Source organism: Pseudomonas fungipugnans (assembly GCF_029955235.1).
GTDB lineage: Bacteria > Pseudomonadota > Gammaproteobacteria > Pseudomonadales > Pseudomonadaceae > Aquipseudomonas > Aquipseudomonas fungipugnans.
Genome location: NZ_JARBWL010000001.1, coordinates 1520399 through 1534681, shown reverse-complemented (window position 1 = coordinate 1534681; position 14283 = coordinate 1520399). Strand labels below are relative to the sequence as shown.

At 63.6% G+C, this 14283-nt stretch carries 14 protein-coding genes; 3 read left to right on the top strand and 11 right to left on the bottom strand.

The window, feature by feature from the left end; translation table 11 throughout:
- Positions 1–64 precede the first annotated feature (64 nt).
- From POF45_RS06160 to POF45_RS06150, 3 genes are all read left to right on the top strand, one after another.
- Complete coding sequence (locus POF45_RS06160) at positions 65–259, top strand: hypothetical protein (protein ID WP_259495174.1); 195 nt, start codon at positions 65–67, stop codon at positions 257–259.
- Positions 252–602 carry a negative regulator of hrp expression HrpV gene (locus tag POF45_RS06155; protein ID WP_259495173.1) on the top strand — a complete coding sequence of 117 codons (351 nt, stop codon included), beginning with the start codon at positions 252–254 and terminating at the stop codon, positions 600–602. The genes POF45_RS06160 and POF45_RS06155 overlap by 8 nt, the downstream gene beginning before the upstream one ends.
- 100 nt (positions 603–702) lie before the next feature.
- Positions 703–1101, top strand: coding sequence for a type III secretion system chaperone (locus POF45_RS06150; RefSeq protein WP_282315336.1), 399 nt, complete (start codon positions 703–705; stop codon positions 1099–1101).
- 90 nt (positions 1102–1191) lie between these two features.
- Here the strand turns inward: POF45_RS06150 and POF45_RS06145 are convergent, their stop codons facing one another.
- The 11 genes from POF45_RS06145 to POF45_RS06095 all read right to left on the bottom strand — a co-directional run bounded on the left by POF45_RS06145 (position 1192) and on the right by POF45_RS06095 (position 14280).
- Positions 1192–1800, bottom strand: coding sequence for an aspartyl/asparaginyl beta-hydroxylase domain-containing protein (locus POF45_RS06145; protein ID WP_282315335.1), 609 nt, complete (start codon positions 1798–1800; stop codon positions 1192–1194).
- 146 nt (positions 1801–1946) lie between these two features.
- Positions 1947–6911: an AvrE-family type 3 secretion system effector gene (locus POF45_RS06140; RefSeq protein WP_282315334.1), complete on the bottom strand. Its 4965-nt coding sequence runs from the start codon at positions 6909–6911 to the stop codon at positions 1947–1949.
- 160 nt (positions 6912–7071) lie between these two features.
- Positions 7072–8163: a type III secretion system export apparatus subunit SctU gene (gene sctU, locus POF45_RS06135; protein ID WP_259495167.1), complete on the bottom strand. Its 1092-nt coding sequence runs from the start codon at positions 8161–8163 to the stop codon at positions 7072–7074.
- A gap of 95 nt (positions 8164–8258) precedes the next feature.
- Positions 8259–9062, bottom strand: coding sequence for a type III secretion system export apparatus subunit SctT (gene sctT, locus POF45_RS06130; protein ID WP_259495166.1), 804 nt, complete (start codon positions 9060–9062; stop codon positions 8259–8261).
- Between the two features lies 1 nt (position 9063).
- The gene (gene sctS, locus POF45_RS06125; RefSeq protein ID WP_259495164.1) at positions 9064–9324 is read right to left on the bottom strand and encodes a type III secretion system export apparatus subunit SctS; all 261 of its coding nucleotides are present in this window, start codon (positions 9322–9324) and stop codon (positions 9064–9066) included.
- Between the two features lie 7 nt (positions 9325–9331).
- Positions 9332–9985: a type III secretion system export apparatus subunit SctR gene (gene sctR / locus POF45_RS06120; protein ID WP_259495163.1), complete on the bottom strand. Its 654-nt coding sequence runs from the start codon at positions 9983–9985 to the stop codon at positions 9332–9334.
- Positions 9982–11013 carry a type III secretion system cytoplasmic ring protein SctQ gene (gene sctQ / locus POF45_RS06115; protein ID WP_282315333.1) on the bottom strand — a complete coding sequence of 344 codons (1032 nt, stop codon included), beginning with the start codon at positions 11011–11013 and terminating at the stop codon, positions 9982–9984. Before sctQ ends, sctR begins: the two co-directional genes overlap by 4 nt.
- Before the next feature lies 1 nt (position 11014).
- Complete coding sequence (locus POF45_RS06110) at positions 11015–11560, bottom strand: type III secretion system HrpP C-terminal domain-containing protein (protein WP_282315332.1); 546 nt, start codon at positions 11558–11560, stop codon at positions 11015–11017.
- A complete protein-coding gene (locus tag POF45_RS06105; RefSeq protein ID WP_282315331.1) occupies positions 11557–12021 on the bottom strand; it encodes a type III secretion protein in 465 nt (154 codons plus the stop codon). The genes POF45_RS06110 and POF45_RS06105 overlap by 4 nt, the downstream gene beginning before the upstream one ends.
- Positions 12008–13363: a FliI/YscN family ATPase gene (locus tag POF45_RS06100; RefSeq protein ID WP_282315330.1), complete on the bottom strand. Its 1356-nt coding sequence runs from the start codon at positions 13361–13363 to the stop codon at positions 12008–12010. The genes POF45_RS06105 and POF45_RS06100 overlap by 14 nt, the downstream gene beginning before the upstream one ends.
- On the bottom strand, positions 13363–14280 hold the full coding sequence (locus POF45_RS06095; RefSeq protein WP_282315329.1) for an FHA domain-containing protein: 918 nt from the start codon (positions 14278–14280) through the stop codon (positions 13363–13365). The genes POF45_RS06100 and POF45_RS06095 overlap by 1 nt, the downstream gene beginning before the upstream one ends.
- Positions 14281–14283 lie beyond the last annotated feature (3 nt).

Below are 14283 nucleotides of genomic sequence, written 5' to 3'. Positions count from 1 at the left end.
CCTATTACTGTCAACACGGTGACAGGGCAAGCGTGTTTAGAGTCCTACAAAGGAAGGTGAAAAGATGAAGTTGTGCCATGCCGTTATTGTGATGATCAGTCTGTTTTTTTTAAGTGCGTGTACGACAGGATCGGCAACTTCCTGCGCCGCGCAAGATTGTCAGCAACTTGACGCCAACAATGCCCGTTTGAAGGTGTGGTGGTCTGCCGCACTGCGTGACGGCGGCGGCGAATACAGTACGGTATCCCTCAATGACTGAACCGATTTTGCAAAGTGCGGATCAGCAGGATTTCATTACGCGGATCGTTGAGAAGCGTCCGAGCAGTTGGCAATGGGCGCCTGGCATCGAGTTCGTTTGCCGCCAGGAAAGCCTGGGCTGGGCGCTGGCACTGAGCATCGAACGTCAGGCGCAACGGCCCGAGCTGTTTTCCGAAACCCTTAAACGGCGTTTCGAAAATGTCGAGTTGTACGAGGGCTACTATATCTGTCTCGACAGTCAACAAACTTTCGTGGTCTGGCATGAGCTGACTAACGATTATCACAATGCGCAACTTCAGTCGTTAGTTGGCCAGCTCTTGTCGTTGGCAGGATTGAAGCATTGACCGCCGGAATATTTATTCCATAAGGAACTCTTCGCCATTATTTTTCCACTCAAGTTGCGAGCCGGCAGTGGCCGGAGGATTTCAATTCGAGGACAAGTAAATGGCGAACTCCAAACCGAACATTCAGGGTTTCATTGCTCATTTGGGTCACCAACTGGGCACTTCCCTGACCCTCCAGGGTGGTGTGTGCGCGTTGTACGACAACGCGAATCTGCAAGCCGCCGTCATCGAATTACCGGAACACGGCGACAACGTGATTTTGCACTGTCGCCTGGGTGCCTTGCAGCCCGGCCCGGATAACGTGCAGCAGCTGCTGAACATGAATTTCGACGTGGCGGCCCTGCGCGGTTGTTGGCTGGCGCTGGACCAGGGTGATGTGCGTTTGTGCACCCAGCACACCCTGGCGCGGCTTGATGAAGACAGTTTCTGCGGGCTGGTCAATGGGTTCATCGCCCAGGCGCGGGAGACGCGTGCCGGGCTTGTCCGGATGATCAGTTGAACATCAATAGCCCGACACACCTCCCCCTGTGGGAGCGAGCTTGCTCGCTCCCACAGGGGTTTTGTGGTGGTTTTATGGTGTGGTTTTGGGCTATTGCGCAGTCAACCGCGCCTGCTCGAATTCCAGATAAAGAATCGTCCTTGGCTCATCACTGGCATTCACCACGAAGTGATCTAGCGATCCATCGAATATCACCGCCGCGCCGCTCTGGTGTTGATGAAATTGCCCCGCGACATTCAGGTACGCATAGTTGCGTTCGCTCGCCGCGCTCAGGGTCAGGTGCATTTGCAGCAGGCCTTCATCGCGCACTTCCGGGTGGCGGTGGGTACTCAGCCAGGCGTGAGGCGCCAGGCGTGCCAGGGCCGCCACCTTGAGCCCGGACACCGCGCCGAGCAGCGCCAGCGTTGCGGGCAAAGCCGCCAGTGCCGGCGCGATGGGTCGGTCCTGAAATACCAGCGGGTATTGCACCCAGTCACGGTTGCCACCGGCATTGCCCCAACCCTTGAGCCAGCCATAGTCACCGCCTTGTTGCAGGTGTTCGGTGACTTCGCTGTGCACCTGTTGATGCGGTTTGTCGGTACGGTCGATGTCCAGCAGCGGGGCGTTGAGGTCGAGCAGTTCCTGTTGCATCAGCGAGCAATGCGCGACAAGACCGGCCAGGGCCGGGAAGTCGTCGAGCGGGTAAAAGGCAGGGCGCATACACATCTCCTTGAAGTCACGCAGATCCCCTGTGGGAGCGCGCTTGCTCGCGATGGCGTCGTGTCAGCCAGCATCAATGTCGACTGACAATTCGCTATCGCAAGCAAGCTCGCTCCCACAGGGGGTTGTGTTTCAACTGAACGGAATCAGCGTTTAAGTTCCAGACCATCCTTCTTCAGCGCATCCACCGCCGTCTTCAGCGCCGCGCCCGGTCTTGAGAGTTCGCCGTCGAGGAAGTAGCTCTTGGGCGTGTCCTGATCCTGGCCGTAGCTGAAGTTGATCTTGCCCAGGGTCTTGTTGACGCTCAGCGAGGCGCTGCTGCTGTAGCTGATCATCGGCAACGGCGAAGTGAAGCTCTCCGGTTTGCTGGCGCTCTGGTACACGGTGATGGCCTTGATCCGCATGTTGTTGCGGTCCGACAGCAGCCCCGCCAGTTCTTTCTGCGACAGCGTGCCGGTGCGGCTGCCCTCGTCGATGCGGTCCTGAACCTCGTCCTTGAGTTCCAGGCGCACCCTGGCCAGCGTGCCGTCGCTGGCCTGCATCTGCTTGACCAGCGACTTGAGGGTCGGGTCCTGATCGAGCAACGAAGACACTCGCTCGGCGTTGCTCGGCGAGTGCATCGTGCTGACCAGACTCATGACTTTGGACAGGGCGCCTTGCTGATCCAGTCGCGAGAGATTGGTGTACGAACTTTCAAAACGTCCGCCGTCGAGCAGGCTGTGTTTCGCCTCGGCGGCGTCCTGCTGCACAAGGCTGCGTTTGAGCGTGCGCAAGGCGGCGTACTGCTCGTCGTTCTCCACCGGTTTATCGCGGAAATGGCTGTCCAGTCCGGCCAGGTGCGTGCTCAGCACTTCCCTGGGCGTGGCGCCGGCGTACTCCGGCGCAGTGCGGTCGGCCAACTGCGTGATCTTCTGTTGCGATTGCGGGTCCTTGAACGCGGCACCGAGGCTGCTGGCGAGTTTTTCCAGGCCGGCGTCGGTCAGCGGTTCGGCCTCCTTGAAGGTGAACTTGATGCGCTTGCTGGTCTTGTTGTCCACCGCGACCCCGGCACTGCCGCCCAAAGGTACGGCGGCGCCCTGCGAGGCCTTGTCGGCCGCGCTCGACGGCGTGGTGTGGCTGCCGTTCAACTGCGCTCGGGCGAACACCGAGGCGCCTGCGCTGTTCATCAGGCGTGGGCGGTTCTGGCTGTGCTCCTGCATTTCGCCCTTGTTGCTGTGCTGCTCGACCGAATAATTCGTGTAGTTCAGCAGGTTGACGTTCACGGTGCCGCCCGCGCCGAAACGCGCAGCGGCCGACAGCGGTGAGCTGTCCTTGTCGGTCAGCCCGAAGCCGACCCGAAACTCCGCCGTGGCGCTGGCATTGAGATCGACGTTGAAGCGCAGGCCTTTCTGGGTTTCGTGATCGACGCCTTTTTTCATCACTTCCAGCGGGTTCAATTGGCCGCTGAACAGGTTGTCGACGAACTGATCGATGTCTTCGTCCGGCACGCTGAACACCACGCCATCGCGCCGGGTGGTGGTGGCGGTGCCGGTGGCGTCGACCCCAAGGCGTAGCGCCGGGGTCAGCAGGCGGTTATTGCCGATGTCGATCTTGGTGTGCCTGGCGACCTCGTCGCCCTCGAAAAAACCGGGCCAATAATCCTTGCCGCCGCCGACGCCGCCACTGGCCGAGCCCAGGCCTTCGCGTTGCAGGTAGACCGTCACGCCCTTGTCGCCGCGTTCGGCGCTGAGGTTGTAATTGCGCCCACCGGTGACCGCGCCGCTGGGCCACGGCCCCAGGCCTTTGTTGGCCAATGCCACGAACGGGGTGCTGAGGTTGAGCCCGTAACTGCGCTGCATGGCGATCTCGTCGTCGGGATGTTCCAGCTGTTTGAGGGTGGCCTTGAGGGTGTCCGCCAGTTCCGCTTGGGTCTTGCTGCCGGTGGCTGCGCGCAGGTTGACGCTGGTGGCGTGGTCTTGCTTCTTGAAGCCGTTGAGAAAGGCCTTGATCCCGTCGTAAGAGGCTTCGAGGTTGGCGTGATCGGTGAAGCCCATGTCGGTGGCCTGCTTCACCGGGTGCTCGCCGTAATGCTTGTCGCGCAGTTGGTTGAGGTCTTTTTGCAGCCGCTCCAGCGGCCCGCTGTTGTCGGCATTGGGGGTGATCATTTCGGCCCTGCCGACCAGGACGTCGAGGTCCTTGAGTGTTACCACGTCCAGCGCCAGTCGCGCCTTGGTCAGGCCCTGATGATCGCTGGCATCGCGCCGCTGATCCAGGGGGATGTCGGCTTTCTGGTGGGACATTTTCATGCCGTTGTCCTGCAGCTTTTGCAGCAGTTCAGCGGTGCGGTTTTCCGGGGAGGGCGCCAGGTGAGCGAGCGCGCCTTGCAGCTCTTTGAGCAGGTCGTGCCCGGAGCTGTTGATGTTGAGTGTGTCCTTGAGGTGGCTGAGCTTCATGCTCAGTTGCGTGCGCTTCGAGGGCGCTGACAGCTCGCCGTGGATGTTCAGCAGGCCTTCTTTCTGTTGCAGCAGCTTGAACTTGCCATGCTCCTGGCCCAGATGCCGCGTGGCACGCTGGCTGTTGTCGTCCAGTTCACTGCGAAAGGCTTCCAGTTCCGCATGCAGATCGGCACCTTGCGCGCCGAGGTCGAGCGTGCCGATCCGGGTTTTCAGGTCCTGCCCGGGGGCGGCCGGTTGCTCGTTGTGGCTGATCACTTCCAGGCGTTTGAACAGCGTGGCTTCACTGTTGTAGAGCGGCCTCAGACCTTCGCGACCGTGGTGGCGATGCTGAATGTGGTTGCCGATGTTCTTCAGTACCCGAGGCGTTTCCAGCGTCGGCTTGAAGATGTTGGCGCGGATGAATTCGCCGGTGCTGGCGCGGTTGCTGTTCTCCACCGAGCCGCGGCCCATCAGGTTGGCGCTGACCCGTGCGGTCAGGCCGGTGCCGGGAATGCGCACCGCTTTCTCGCCTCCGCGCACGCGACCGAACAGCTCGTTCAGGGCGTTGTGGTCGGCGGGTTTGGTCGTCACGGGTTGCCAGGTCTGGCCCTTGAGCTGCAGTTGCGAATGATCGTCGCTGTTCCTGAGCGTCACGCTCAGGCGGTTGTCGTCGCCGGTACGCAGGCTCGCCAGTGGACGATTGGCCGGGGTCGGGACTTTCTTCCAGGCCGCTTCCGGGCGTGGGTTGTCCTTGCTCGCCTGCCAGTCGTCCCTGGTCATGGCGAACAGTTCGCCTTCGGTGGTCATGGCGTGCAGGTTGTGGTTTTCATCCAGTGCGAGGTGCGCGACCGTGCCTTGCAGATCGACGCGGCTGAGGTCCGTGGGCTCGCCTTTTTTATGGTGGGCGGTGAGGCGATTCTGGTCATCAAGGGCCACGAACTGCTTGTCGTTGAGCATGGCGAAGGCCTGGATCACTCGCCCGTCGAGGCCGCCCACGGCTTCACCCAACTTGACGTCGGTGGAGCGCGGCGGCTGGTTCAGCACATGGCTGGCACCGACCGCGACCGGGTTGTATTTGGGGCTGACGTCGAGTTTTTTCAGCACGCCGTCCTGCAACAGGTAGGCCTTGCTGTCGAGGCCCCGTTGCAGGTGTGCGACGTCCTTGATGCCGGTGTCTTTCCAGTCCTGGCTGGTGCTGTCCCAGCGCTGCACCCGTTGCTCGTTGAGGCTGACCCGACCAAGTCGATCGAGGTCGAAGGTGTTGGCCGGGGTCGGTTCGGTGCTGCCGGGCAAGCCGCGGCGGTTGTCCAGCACCAGCGCGTCGCTGAGGTTCCAGCCGCCTTTGAGACGCTGGGTCTGGTCATCCAGTGGATGGGCGTGGGTTTGCCCGGCGCGATCAGTGATCAAGGCATGCACCTCGCCATGGTCGCCACTGAGAAAACCGCTGACCTGTTTGCTGCCGCCCAGGCGTTCGCCGTCGGGATGTTGCACGGGCACCAACCGCAGCTCCTGCGAATCGTTATGCAGGTCTTCGCGTGTGGCGCTGTACAAACGGCCCTCGGTGTCGCTGACGAACAGCCGCTCATGGCTCAGGCCGATGCTCTTGGCCTCGGCGTGGCCGTCATTGAGCACCAGGGTTTTCGCTGCGCCGCTGCGGGGCGGATCCTGATTGAGGTCGATCAGTTGCAGGGTCTGGCTGTTGTCGCCGCTCAAGGTGGCGGCGAAGTGATCGGCGTTCACTGAAAACGCCTTGAGCCCCGGCACCGTGACGTGAGGCGCGTCGCTGGCGCTGAGGTCCACCAATTTATCGCCGGTCTGGCCGTAGAGCTTGCCATTGCCCTGAGTGGCCAACTGGCTGAACTTCAGCGGCTCACCCTCGGGGGCTTTCCAGGCGCCTCTGGCAGAGTCGAACTCGTAGAGTTGCTGTTCGTGCAGGCGCAGCGGCTCGCCGTCGCGGTCCTGATGGATGCCGGTGAGGTGGCCCATGTGGGCCCGGCCAATGGTCTGCAGCGGGGTGTCTTTATGCGGACCCGCTTCGACATGCACGACATTGCCTTCCATCGCCATGCGCTGGGTGGCGGGCGTGCCGCCGGGGTGGCCTTCAGCCTGGCTGCTGCGCAACGCGACCACGGCAGTGGGGGTTTGCTTGAGGTGCAACACATGGCCTTGCTGGTCGAGCAGCAGATGATCTTCGCTGCGGGCGGCGCTGTGTCCGGCTTGATACGTCTGACCTGGCTGGCCGAGGGCGTTTTTCAGCAGGTCGCTGAGGGCGGCCGGCGCGAACCCGTCGAACGTCGGCACACCCTTGGCGTCCAGTTGCACGCCGGACGGCCGTTCGGTGGTGGCCAACTGGCGCTGGATAAGGGCTCCACGGCCCTCAAAGCGCCCGGCGTTGCTGCGTTGCAACGGGCTGCTGCCGGGCGCCGTCGAGCTGGACGGCTGAGCGTCGTTGTCGGGCGCTTGCTGGTTGTCAGCGGTGTGGCTGGCCGCCGATCGCGCCGACGGGCGTTGCGGGGCGTCGGTGCGTTGGAACAGTTGGCCGATGTTGTGCCTCACGCGCCGACCGAAGCTGGCCAGCGAGTGGCCGCTGCGCTGGGTCGGCGCTTGTTGTTGTTGCTCCAGGCCGGACGGGTTGTTGCCCGCCGGGGCCATGGTGGGCGTGGGGGGCAGGGCGGCCGTTTGAAGGTGGGTCTGCATGCTGTGGCTCCGTGTCATGACCTGACAGGACGAGGTCGTTACGCTCGTCAAAGGCGTTCAGGAAAATTTCCTTTGCCCTGAGTGGCGGCTGACTCGAGCCGGTTCCTTTAAAGACATCCACACCCTGTGGCGAGGGGGCAAGGTTCAACCGGTTTTCGGTTCAATAGGGTGCTCCGGGCATGTCAATCAGCTCCTTGTTGGCATGCTCATCCAGTTCACGCAGCAGCCGATACACCTGCGCCACCGCTTGCAGCGTCTCGCGCGGGATGAAGCGGCCGACGTCCGTGCGATACAAGGTTCGCGCCAGCCAGACGAAGCGGATCACCGGCACTCCGGCCCGACGCGCACGGTCGATCAGCTCCCGGGCTTCGGCGTCGTGGCCCTTGCACAGGATGCGTGGCAACGGTGTGAGTTGTGGCCGGTAATACAGCGCGACGGCGTAGTGCGTCGGGTTGACCAGCACCAGGTCCGCGTCTTCCACCGGGGCCTTGGCGGGCGTGGCGCCGGCGGGTTGCTGGGTCAGTTCACGGGCCAGGGATTTGCGGTGCGACTTCATGTGCGGGTCGCCCTCCATCTGCTTGAACTCCTTGCGCACGTCTTCGTGGCTCATGCGCTGGCCCTTGATGAAGAAGTACTTTTGCAGCGCGAAGTCGATCACCGCCAGCACCAGCAAAATCCCCAGGCAGGTGCGCGAGAGCCGGGTGAACAGCGCGATCATCGCGTGCCAGTAGCGGTCGAGATCGGTGTTGGCCAGGCCGATCAGATCGCCCAGTGCCGGCGGCAATACCAGGTACAGCACGACGCTGATCAGCACCGCTTTGCACAGGCTGTTGAGCAGGTTGAACAGGGCCTTGGAGGAGAACATCTGCTTGAACTGGTTCAGCGGGTTGAGCCGTTCGAAATCCAGCTTCAACGCCTCGGAGGCGAACAACGGGCCGAACTGGATCCAGCCACCGATCAGGCGCATCGCCACGGCGATGCCCAGTACCGGCAACATGAACAGCAGCAAGTCCCAGCCGGCCTTGGTCAGCACTTCACCGAGCCCGGCGCCGAAAGGCCGGTTCAACTGGGCGAAGGGCAGCGAGACCAGGGCCTTGAGCCGATCGATACCGCCGTCCGCCAGGCCCAGGATCAGCTCCAGCAAGGCGGCGAAAATGAACAGTTTGGGCACGTCCTGACTTTGCCCGACCTGGCCTTTCTTGCGCGCGTCCTCAAGCTTCTTCTGGGTGGGTTCTTCGGTTTTTTCGCTCATGGACCATCACCTGGCAGATACAGTCGCTCCCACATTCATTTGTGGTCATTCACGGATTTTGGGTTCGCTGAAGATCTGCTGTGGGAGCGAGCTATTCAGTGGGGAGCCGGTTGCAGAATCAATGGCAGCAGGTGTTTCAAGTCGCTGAACTGCGCCAGCTGGCTGTTGCCCAGCCAGCACAGCATCGGCAGGTACAGCACCAGAAAGCCCAGGCCCAGCAGGCTCTTGGCGGGCATGGCCAGGGTCGAGACCTGCAACTGCGGGCTGTAGAGGCTGAGGATTGCCATGCCGAATTCGATCAGCAGCAACAACCCCACCAACGGCGCGGCGTACAGCACCATGAAGCGAAACGTGCTGGCCAGCAGCTTCAGATACACGTCCCAGCCATCGGTGGCCGGCATCGGCAGCCACTGGTTGACGGGCCACAGCGCATAGCTGTCCCAGATCACCTGAGTCAGGCTGGAGTAACCGCCGCCGAGGATCAGCAGCAGGATCAGCACCTGCTTGAACATGTGACCCAACTCCGAGGTGTTGTCGCCCAGGGCCGGGTTGATCTGGCCGCCGATCAGTGCGCCGCGCTGGTTGTCGAACAGGCAGCCGATGGACTCGAACATCCAGAACGGCATGGCCAGCAGCAGACCCAGCAGCAGGCCGATGACGCTCTCCTTGAGCACCAGCGCGCCCAGATCCAGCCAGCCCGGTTCCTGCCCGGCCAGACTGGCGCGAATGCCCGGCATTGGCATCAACGCCAGTGCCAGCACAATCGAATTGCGCAGCATGCCCTTGATCTCGCGAAAGGCGAACGCCGGCACCAGCAGCAGGCAGGGGTACAACCGCGCCATGCCCAGGGTCAGGGCGATGATCGATTCAGACAGCTCGGTAAAGGCCCCGGCGAACATGTCAGGCCCTCGTCTGCGCGATCATGCTGAAGGCCAGTTGGGTCAACTGGATCAGTTCGACACCGATCCAGCGCCCGGTCAGCGCCAGGGTAATGCCCACCGCCACCAGTTTTATCGCGAACGGCAGGGTCTGGTCCTGCAACTGCATGACCGCCTGCAACAGCGAGGTCAGTACACCCACCACCACGGCGACGATCAGCGGCGGCGCCGACAGCACCACCACCAGCACCATCGCCTGCTTGAACAAGGTCAACGTATCCATAAAGCCCTCACAGATAGCTGTAGAACAGCCCGTCGAGCAGCCGGGTCCAGCCGTCCACCAGCACGAACAGGAGGATTTTCAGCGGCAGGGAAATGGTCATCGGCGCGACCATCTGCATGCCCAGCGCCAGCAGGATGTTGGACACGATCAGGTCGATGACGATGAAGGGCACGTAGATCAGAAAGCCGATCTGGAACCCCGCTTGCAGCTCCGACAACACGAAGGCCGGCACGATCAGCAGCAAGTCGTCGCGGCTGGCGCTGGCCGACATTGCCGGGGGCCACATGCGCTGGGTGTTTTCCAGCAGGTGGGTCTGGATGTCCGGGTCGACATTGCGCGCCATGAACACCCGCAGCGGCTCCAGCACCTGGGTGGCGCTGCTTTGCATGGCCTCGACGTTGTCCATGCGCTGGGGCATCTGCTTGAAGCGATGGCCCATGTCGCTGAACACCGGCGCCATGATGAACAGCGTCGCCGCCAGCGCGATGCCGTACAACGCCATGTTCGGCGGCGCCTGCTGCACGCCGATGGCGTTGCGGGTAATCAGCAGCACCATGGAGATTTTCAGGAACGCGGTGCAGATCATCATCAACAGCGGCACCAGTGACAGGGCGCCTAGAAACAGCGCGAGTGTCAGTGGATCGACGTCCTGCAGGTTCAACGCGGTGCCTCCAGCGCGGTGATTTGCAGGCCGAGGCGACCGTCGATGTCCACCAGTTCACCCCGCGCCAATGGGCGTTCGCCTTGGCACAGCAGCGCCTGGCCGGGGGCGCAACCGGCGAAGTCCAGCACCGAGCCCACGGTCAGTTGACGCAGTTGCCCCAGGCTCAGGGTCAGGTGGCCGGCTCGCAACGTCAGGTTCAGCGGCAAATCATCGAAGCGTGCGGGCGCCTCGTCATCCGTCGGCAGTGGTTCGGCAAAGGCATCCAGCGTTGACGGAGTTTCGTGGTCGCTCAGGGCAAAGTGATCGAGAGAGGCGTTCATGGGCAGGTCTTCCAGTTCGATGAGGGTGAAGCGCAGCGACGCGCCCGGCAGCAGGCGCAGGTGCAGGCAGCAGTGGCCGACCTGGAAACGGCCGAGGCCTTCGGGATTGAACAGCGGCTGCTCGGCGAGCACGACATCGCCGGGGCGCAGCGACGCGATTTGCGCGGTATTGAGCGGGCAGCGTCCGAGCAGCAACGGCAGGCGCAACGGCCAGTCGCTGTTGCCGGTTCGGGGCACCGGTTGCCATGGCCCCTGATCCAGCAACCGCAACAGCACTTGGGGGGCGATGCGGGCCTGGCTGATGTGCCGCGACCCATTGGCGGCGTGCAGCTCCAGCAGGCAGTCCAGACCTGCGCCCGCAGGTGCCGGCACGAGTTGCACAGGGCTGAGTAACGACTGTAATTCCGGCGCCAGACAGTGGTTGTACAGCGGCCAGTACCAGTCGTTGGCCTGCGGTTCGGCAACGAGCGCCGGGCAACTTGAGAGCTGGCTGAGCAGCGCTTGCGCGTCGTCCAGCCACAGCCGGCCACAGGCACAGTCCAGCGCGCTGGCCGGTGGTTGACTGAATGGCGCCGGAGCCAGGCGCAGGTGCAGCGTGGCCGGTTGTGGCCGCGACAGGCTCAGGCTTCTGCCAGCCCCCAGGCGCTCACGGGCCAGGGCTTCAGTCGCGGGCATCGAGCGCAGGCGCAGGGCGTTGACGGCCATCTCAATGCACCTCGCGATGCAGGCTGAGGCAGACCTGACGGCCCAGTTGCTGACTGAGCCAGGCCGCGCTGTGCGGCTGGTTGGCCTGGCAATGCTCCCACGCATTGTCATTGGCAAACCGCAGGGCAATCTCCAGCCGCTCGCCGCGTTGTGTCACACGCACGGCAATGGCGCCCAGATTCGGCAGTTGCAGATGCGCCTCGAGGGGGCCGTCATCCAGCGCCGCGAGCTGTTCTTCGAGGCGCGTCAGCAAGGCTTCGTACAAGGCGGTGGTGTCGGCCAGTGGTGGCGGGGCGGCGCCCGGTGAAGCCTGGTCCTGCTGTTGCTGACCGGCAAAGCCCGCGTCACTGAATGCCGTCGGGGTCGGCTGGCCCACGCTGTCCAGCGCCGTCAGCAACTGTTCAAAGCATTCGCTTTCGTCGCGGGTTTCACTGCGCCAGTCACGTGCGCGTTCATGGCGCGCAGGCGAGGTGGTGGATTCGTTGCGCGGACGCGGCGGCTCGGGCGGGCGCACCGTGGGTTTGAGCAAAGCAGGGCGCGGGTTCATGACGCCTCCTGCGACAGGTCGCGCAGGTAGTCGAGCTTTTCCATGTCGCGCTGGCGACGGCGCAGTTGCTGTTGGCTGTCGTCGGTCCATTGCTGCTGTTGCTGATACGCCTCTTGCAGCGCCTTGAACTGCTGCTCGAAGCGTTCGATCTGGCGCAGCGCCTGTTGCTCGCCGGCCAGCCACTGGTTCATTTCGTTGAGCGGCAGGCGCCGGTTGGCGTGGCGCTCGTCCTGTTCCTGGCGGTGCTGGCGCTGGTTGTCGCGCAGCTGTTGCAGGTCGTGGGTCATCTGCGCCAGGCGCGTATGCAGCGCATTGAGCACATGGCGCTGACGCTGCCAGGCCTGCTCGGCCATGGTCAGCCGGTGGCGGCGAATCGGCGCCAGCAGGTCAAGGGTGGGCGCCAGCCCGGTCAGCTGTGAGTCATTGGCCGGGGCCTGCAAATCGGTGTCAGCGTGGGGCATCGGCGGTTACCTGTAAGAGGTGGTCCAGGGTCTCGTCGAGCGACACCGGGTCGCGCAACGACTGCTGCAAGAAGCCTTCGATCCGTGCCCGTGAATCCACGGCGCAATCGGTCAGCGGGTCATTGCCCGGCTGGTACTCGCCGAGCTTGAGCAGCATCTCGACCTGTTGGTAGGCGGCCATCAGCCGGCGTAACTGTGTGGCGCCTTGTAGCTGTTCGGTTCCCACCACATTGCTCATGGTGCGGCTGAGGCTGGCGAGAATGTCCACGGCCGGGTAATGACCGCGCTCGGCGAGGCGCCGCGAGAGCACGATGTGGCCGTCCAGCAGCGAGCGCACTTCATCGGCCACCGGGTCGTTCATCGAATCCTGTTCGATCAGCACCGAGTACAGCGCGGTGATCACCCCGTCATGGGTCCGTCCGGCGCGTTCCACCAGCCGTGGCAGCAGGCTGTACACCGACGGCGGCAGCCCGCCACGGCCGGCCGGTTCGCCGCTGGCCAGGCCGATTTCGCGCTGGGCGCGGGCAAAACGGGTCAGCGAATCGATGATCAGCAAGGTCGATTTGCCTTGCTGGCGAAAGCCCTCGGCAATCGCCGTGGCGGTGAACGCGGCGCGGGCGCGTTCCATGCTGCTGCGGTCGGAGGTGGCGCAGACCAGCACGGTGCGGCTGCGCAGTTCATCGTCCAGTTCATGGTCGAGAAACTCGCGCAGCTCGCGGCCCCGTTCGCCGATCAGGCCGAAGACAATCGCCTGGCACGGGGTGTTGCGCGCCAGCTCGGCGAGCAGCGTGGTCTTGCCACAACCGGCCCCGGCGAAGATGCCCACGCGCTGGCCTTCACCCAGGGTCAGCAAGCCGTCAATCGCTCGCAGCCCGGTGGTCAGCGGCGCCTCGATGCGCGGGCGATCGGTGGCCGCCGGCGCATCGCGAATCACCGGCAAGGCGCCCACTGTCCCGGCCGGGGCAAACGCTTCAGGGCCTTCGCCGCTCAGGGCGCGACCAAAACCGTCGAGCACGGTGCCGAGCAATTGCTCGGTGACCAGCAGGCCATGGGGCTGGAACAGCGGCGTGACCCGCGCCCCGATCGCGATGCCGTCCAGCGGGCCGAGCGCTGCAAGCAGGGTGTGCTGACGGTCGAAACCGACGATCTCGGCCATTACCTGGCTGTCGTCGGTGCGCTGGACCTGGCACAGGTCGCCGATGCGCGCCAGGGGCATGCGGCTGTGCAAAAGGATGCCGTTGACCCCGGCGATGCGCCCATGAATCTGCACCGGGCGGCAGCGCTCCAGACGTGCCTGTTGTTGCGCCTGCCAGCGCGTCAGCTCATCGATGGCCGCGCGCATCACCAGCTCAACTCGACACGCTGGTCACCTTCGAACACCACCTGGTGATCGCTGATATCGACCAGGCGCACGCCGTTGACTTCGTCCCCGAGAAACAAGCGGCGACCGTCGCTGGTCATTACGTTGGGCAGACGTGCGTTGCTGATCTGCACGATGCTGAACGGCAGCAACGGGGTGGCCTGGGGCAGGGCGCTGAGCACCTGGATCGGGCTTTTGTATTGCTTCTCGAAACGCAGCAGCATGCGTTCGGTGGACTGCAACAGGTCGTCTTCCTCGAAGCGCCCGTGGAGGAAAATCTTGCCCTGTTCATCGACGATGCTGATGCGGCTTTGCAGCTCGCGCTCCTTGAGCATGCGCTCCAGCACCTGATGCACCGCGGCCGCATCCTTGAGCTGGGTGCGAGCGGGTGGCGCCGGTTTGACCGGAAGCGGCTCCTGGCGGTTGAAGCCCCAGAACAGCGCGCCGACAAACAGCAGCAGGGCGCCGAGCAACAGCAGCGGGCCGAGCAACGAGCGTGGCTGTTTGACCGCTTGCACCTGCGGTTCATCGCGTTCGGCACTCAGTGGCGAAGCGGTTTCGGCCGGTTCTTCATCATCCTCCGCCGGCCATTCGGTGTTGGCGCTGACCACCGACAACCACACCCCATTCAGCGCGAACGGCGTACCCGGTTGCAGGGTGGCGATGGCATCGACCTTGTGCCCCTCGCTGTCGGTCACCGCGCCGTCCTTGCGGGCCAGCGACCAGGTGTCATCCACCAGCCGCAGCAGGCAATGACGGTCCTTGATGCCGGGGTCGTACAGCGCCAGATCGGCGCCGTTGGAGGAACCGATGCTCCATTCGCCGCCGGTCAGCGGCAGTGCCGCGCCACGGTGCAGACCGGTGAGCACGCGCAGTTCATACATCATCTCGGGTTTCATCGT

Excerpts from the sequence above, each read along its gene's own strand:
- POF45_RS06160 (WP_259495174.1), top strand. The coding sequence starts at position 65 with ATGAAGTTGTGCCATGCCGTTATTGTGATGATCAGTCTGTTTTTTTTA.
- POF45_RS06155 (WP_259495173.1), top strand. The coding sequence starts at position 252 with ATGACTGAACCGATTTTGCAAAGTGCGGATCAGCAGGATTTCATTACG.
- POF45_RS06150 (WP_282315336.1), top strand. The coding sequence starts at position 703 with ATGGCGAACTCCAAACCGAACATTCAGGGTTTCATTGCTCATTTGGGT.
- POF45_RS06145 (WP_282315335.1), bottom strand. The coding sequence starts at position 1,800 with ATGCGCCCTGCCTTTTACCCGCTCGACGACTTCCCGGCCCTGGCCGGT.
- POF45_RS06140 (WP_282315334.1), bottom strand. The coding sequence starts at position 6,911 with ATGCAGACCCACCTTCAAACGGCCGCCCTGCCCCCCACGCCCACCATG.
- sctU (WP_259495167.1), bottom strand. The coding sequence starts at position 8,163 with ATGAGCGAAAAAACCGAAGAACCCACCCAGAAGAAGCTTGAGGACGCG.
- sctT (WP_259495166.1), bottom strand. The coding sequence starts at position 9,062 with ATGTTCGCCGGGGCCTTTACCGAGCTGTCTGAATCGATCATCGCCCTG.
- sctS (WP_259495164.1), bottom strand. The coding sequence starts at position 9,324 with ATGGATACGTTGACCTTGTTCAAGCAGGCGATGGTGCTGGTGGTGGTG.
- sctQ (WP_282315333.1), bottom strand. The coding sequence starts at position 11,013 with ATGGCCGTCAACGCCCTGCGCCTGCGCTCGATGCCCGCGACTGAAGCC.
- POF45_RS06110 (WP_282315332.1), bottom strand. The coding sequence starts at position 11,560 with ATGAACCCGCGCCCTGCTTTGCTCAAACCCACGGTGCGCCCGCCCGAG.
- POF45_RS06105 (WP_282315331.1), bottom strand. The coding sequence starts at position 12,021 with ATGCCCCACGCTGACACCGATTTGCAGGCCCCGGCCAATGACTCACAG.
- POF45_RS06100 (WP_282315330.1), bottom strand. The coding sequence starts at position 13,363 with ATGCGCGCGGCCATCGATGAGCTGACGCGCTGGCAGGCGCAACAACAG.
- POF45_RS06095 (WP_282315329.1), bottom strand. The coding sequence starts at position 14,280 with ATGAAACCCGAGATGATGTATGAACTGCGCGTGCTCACCGGTCTGCAC.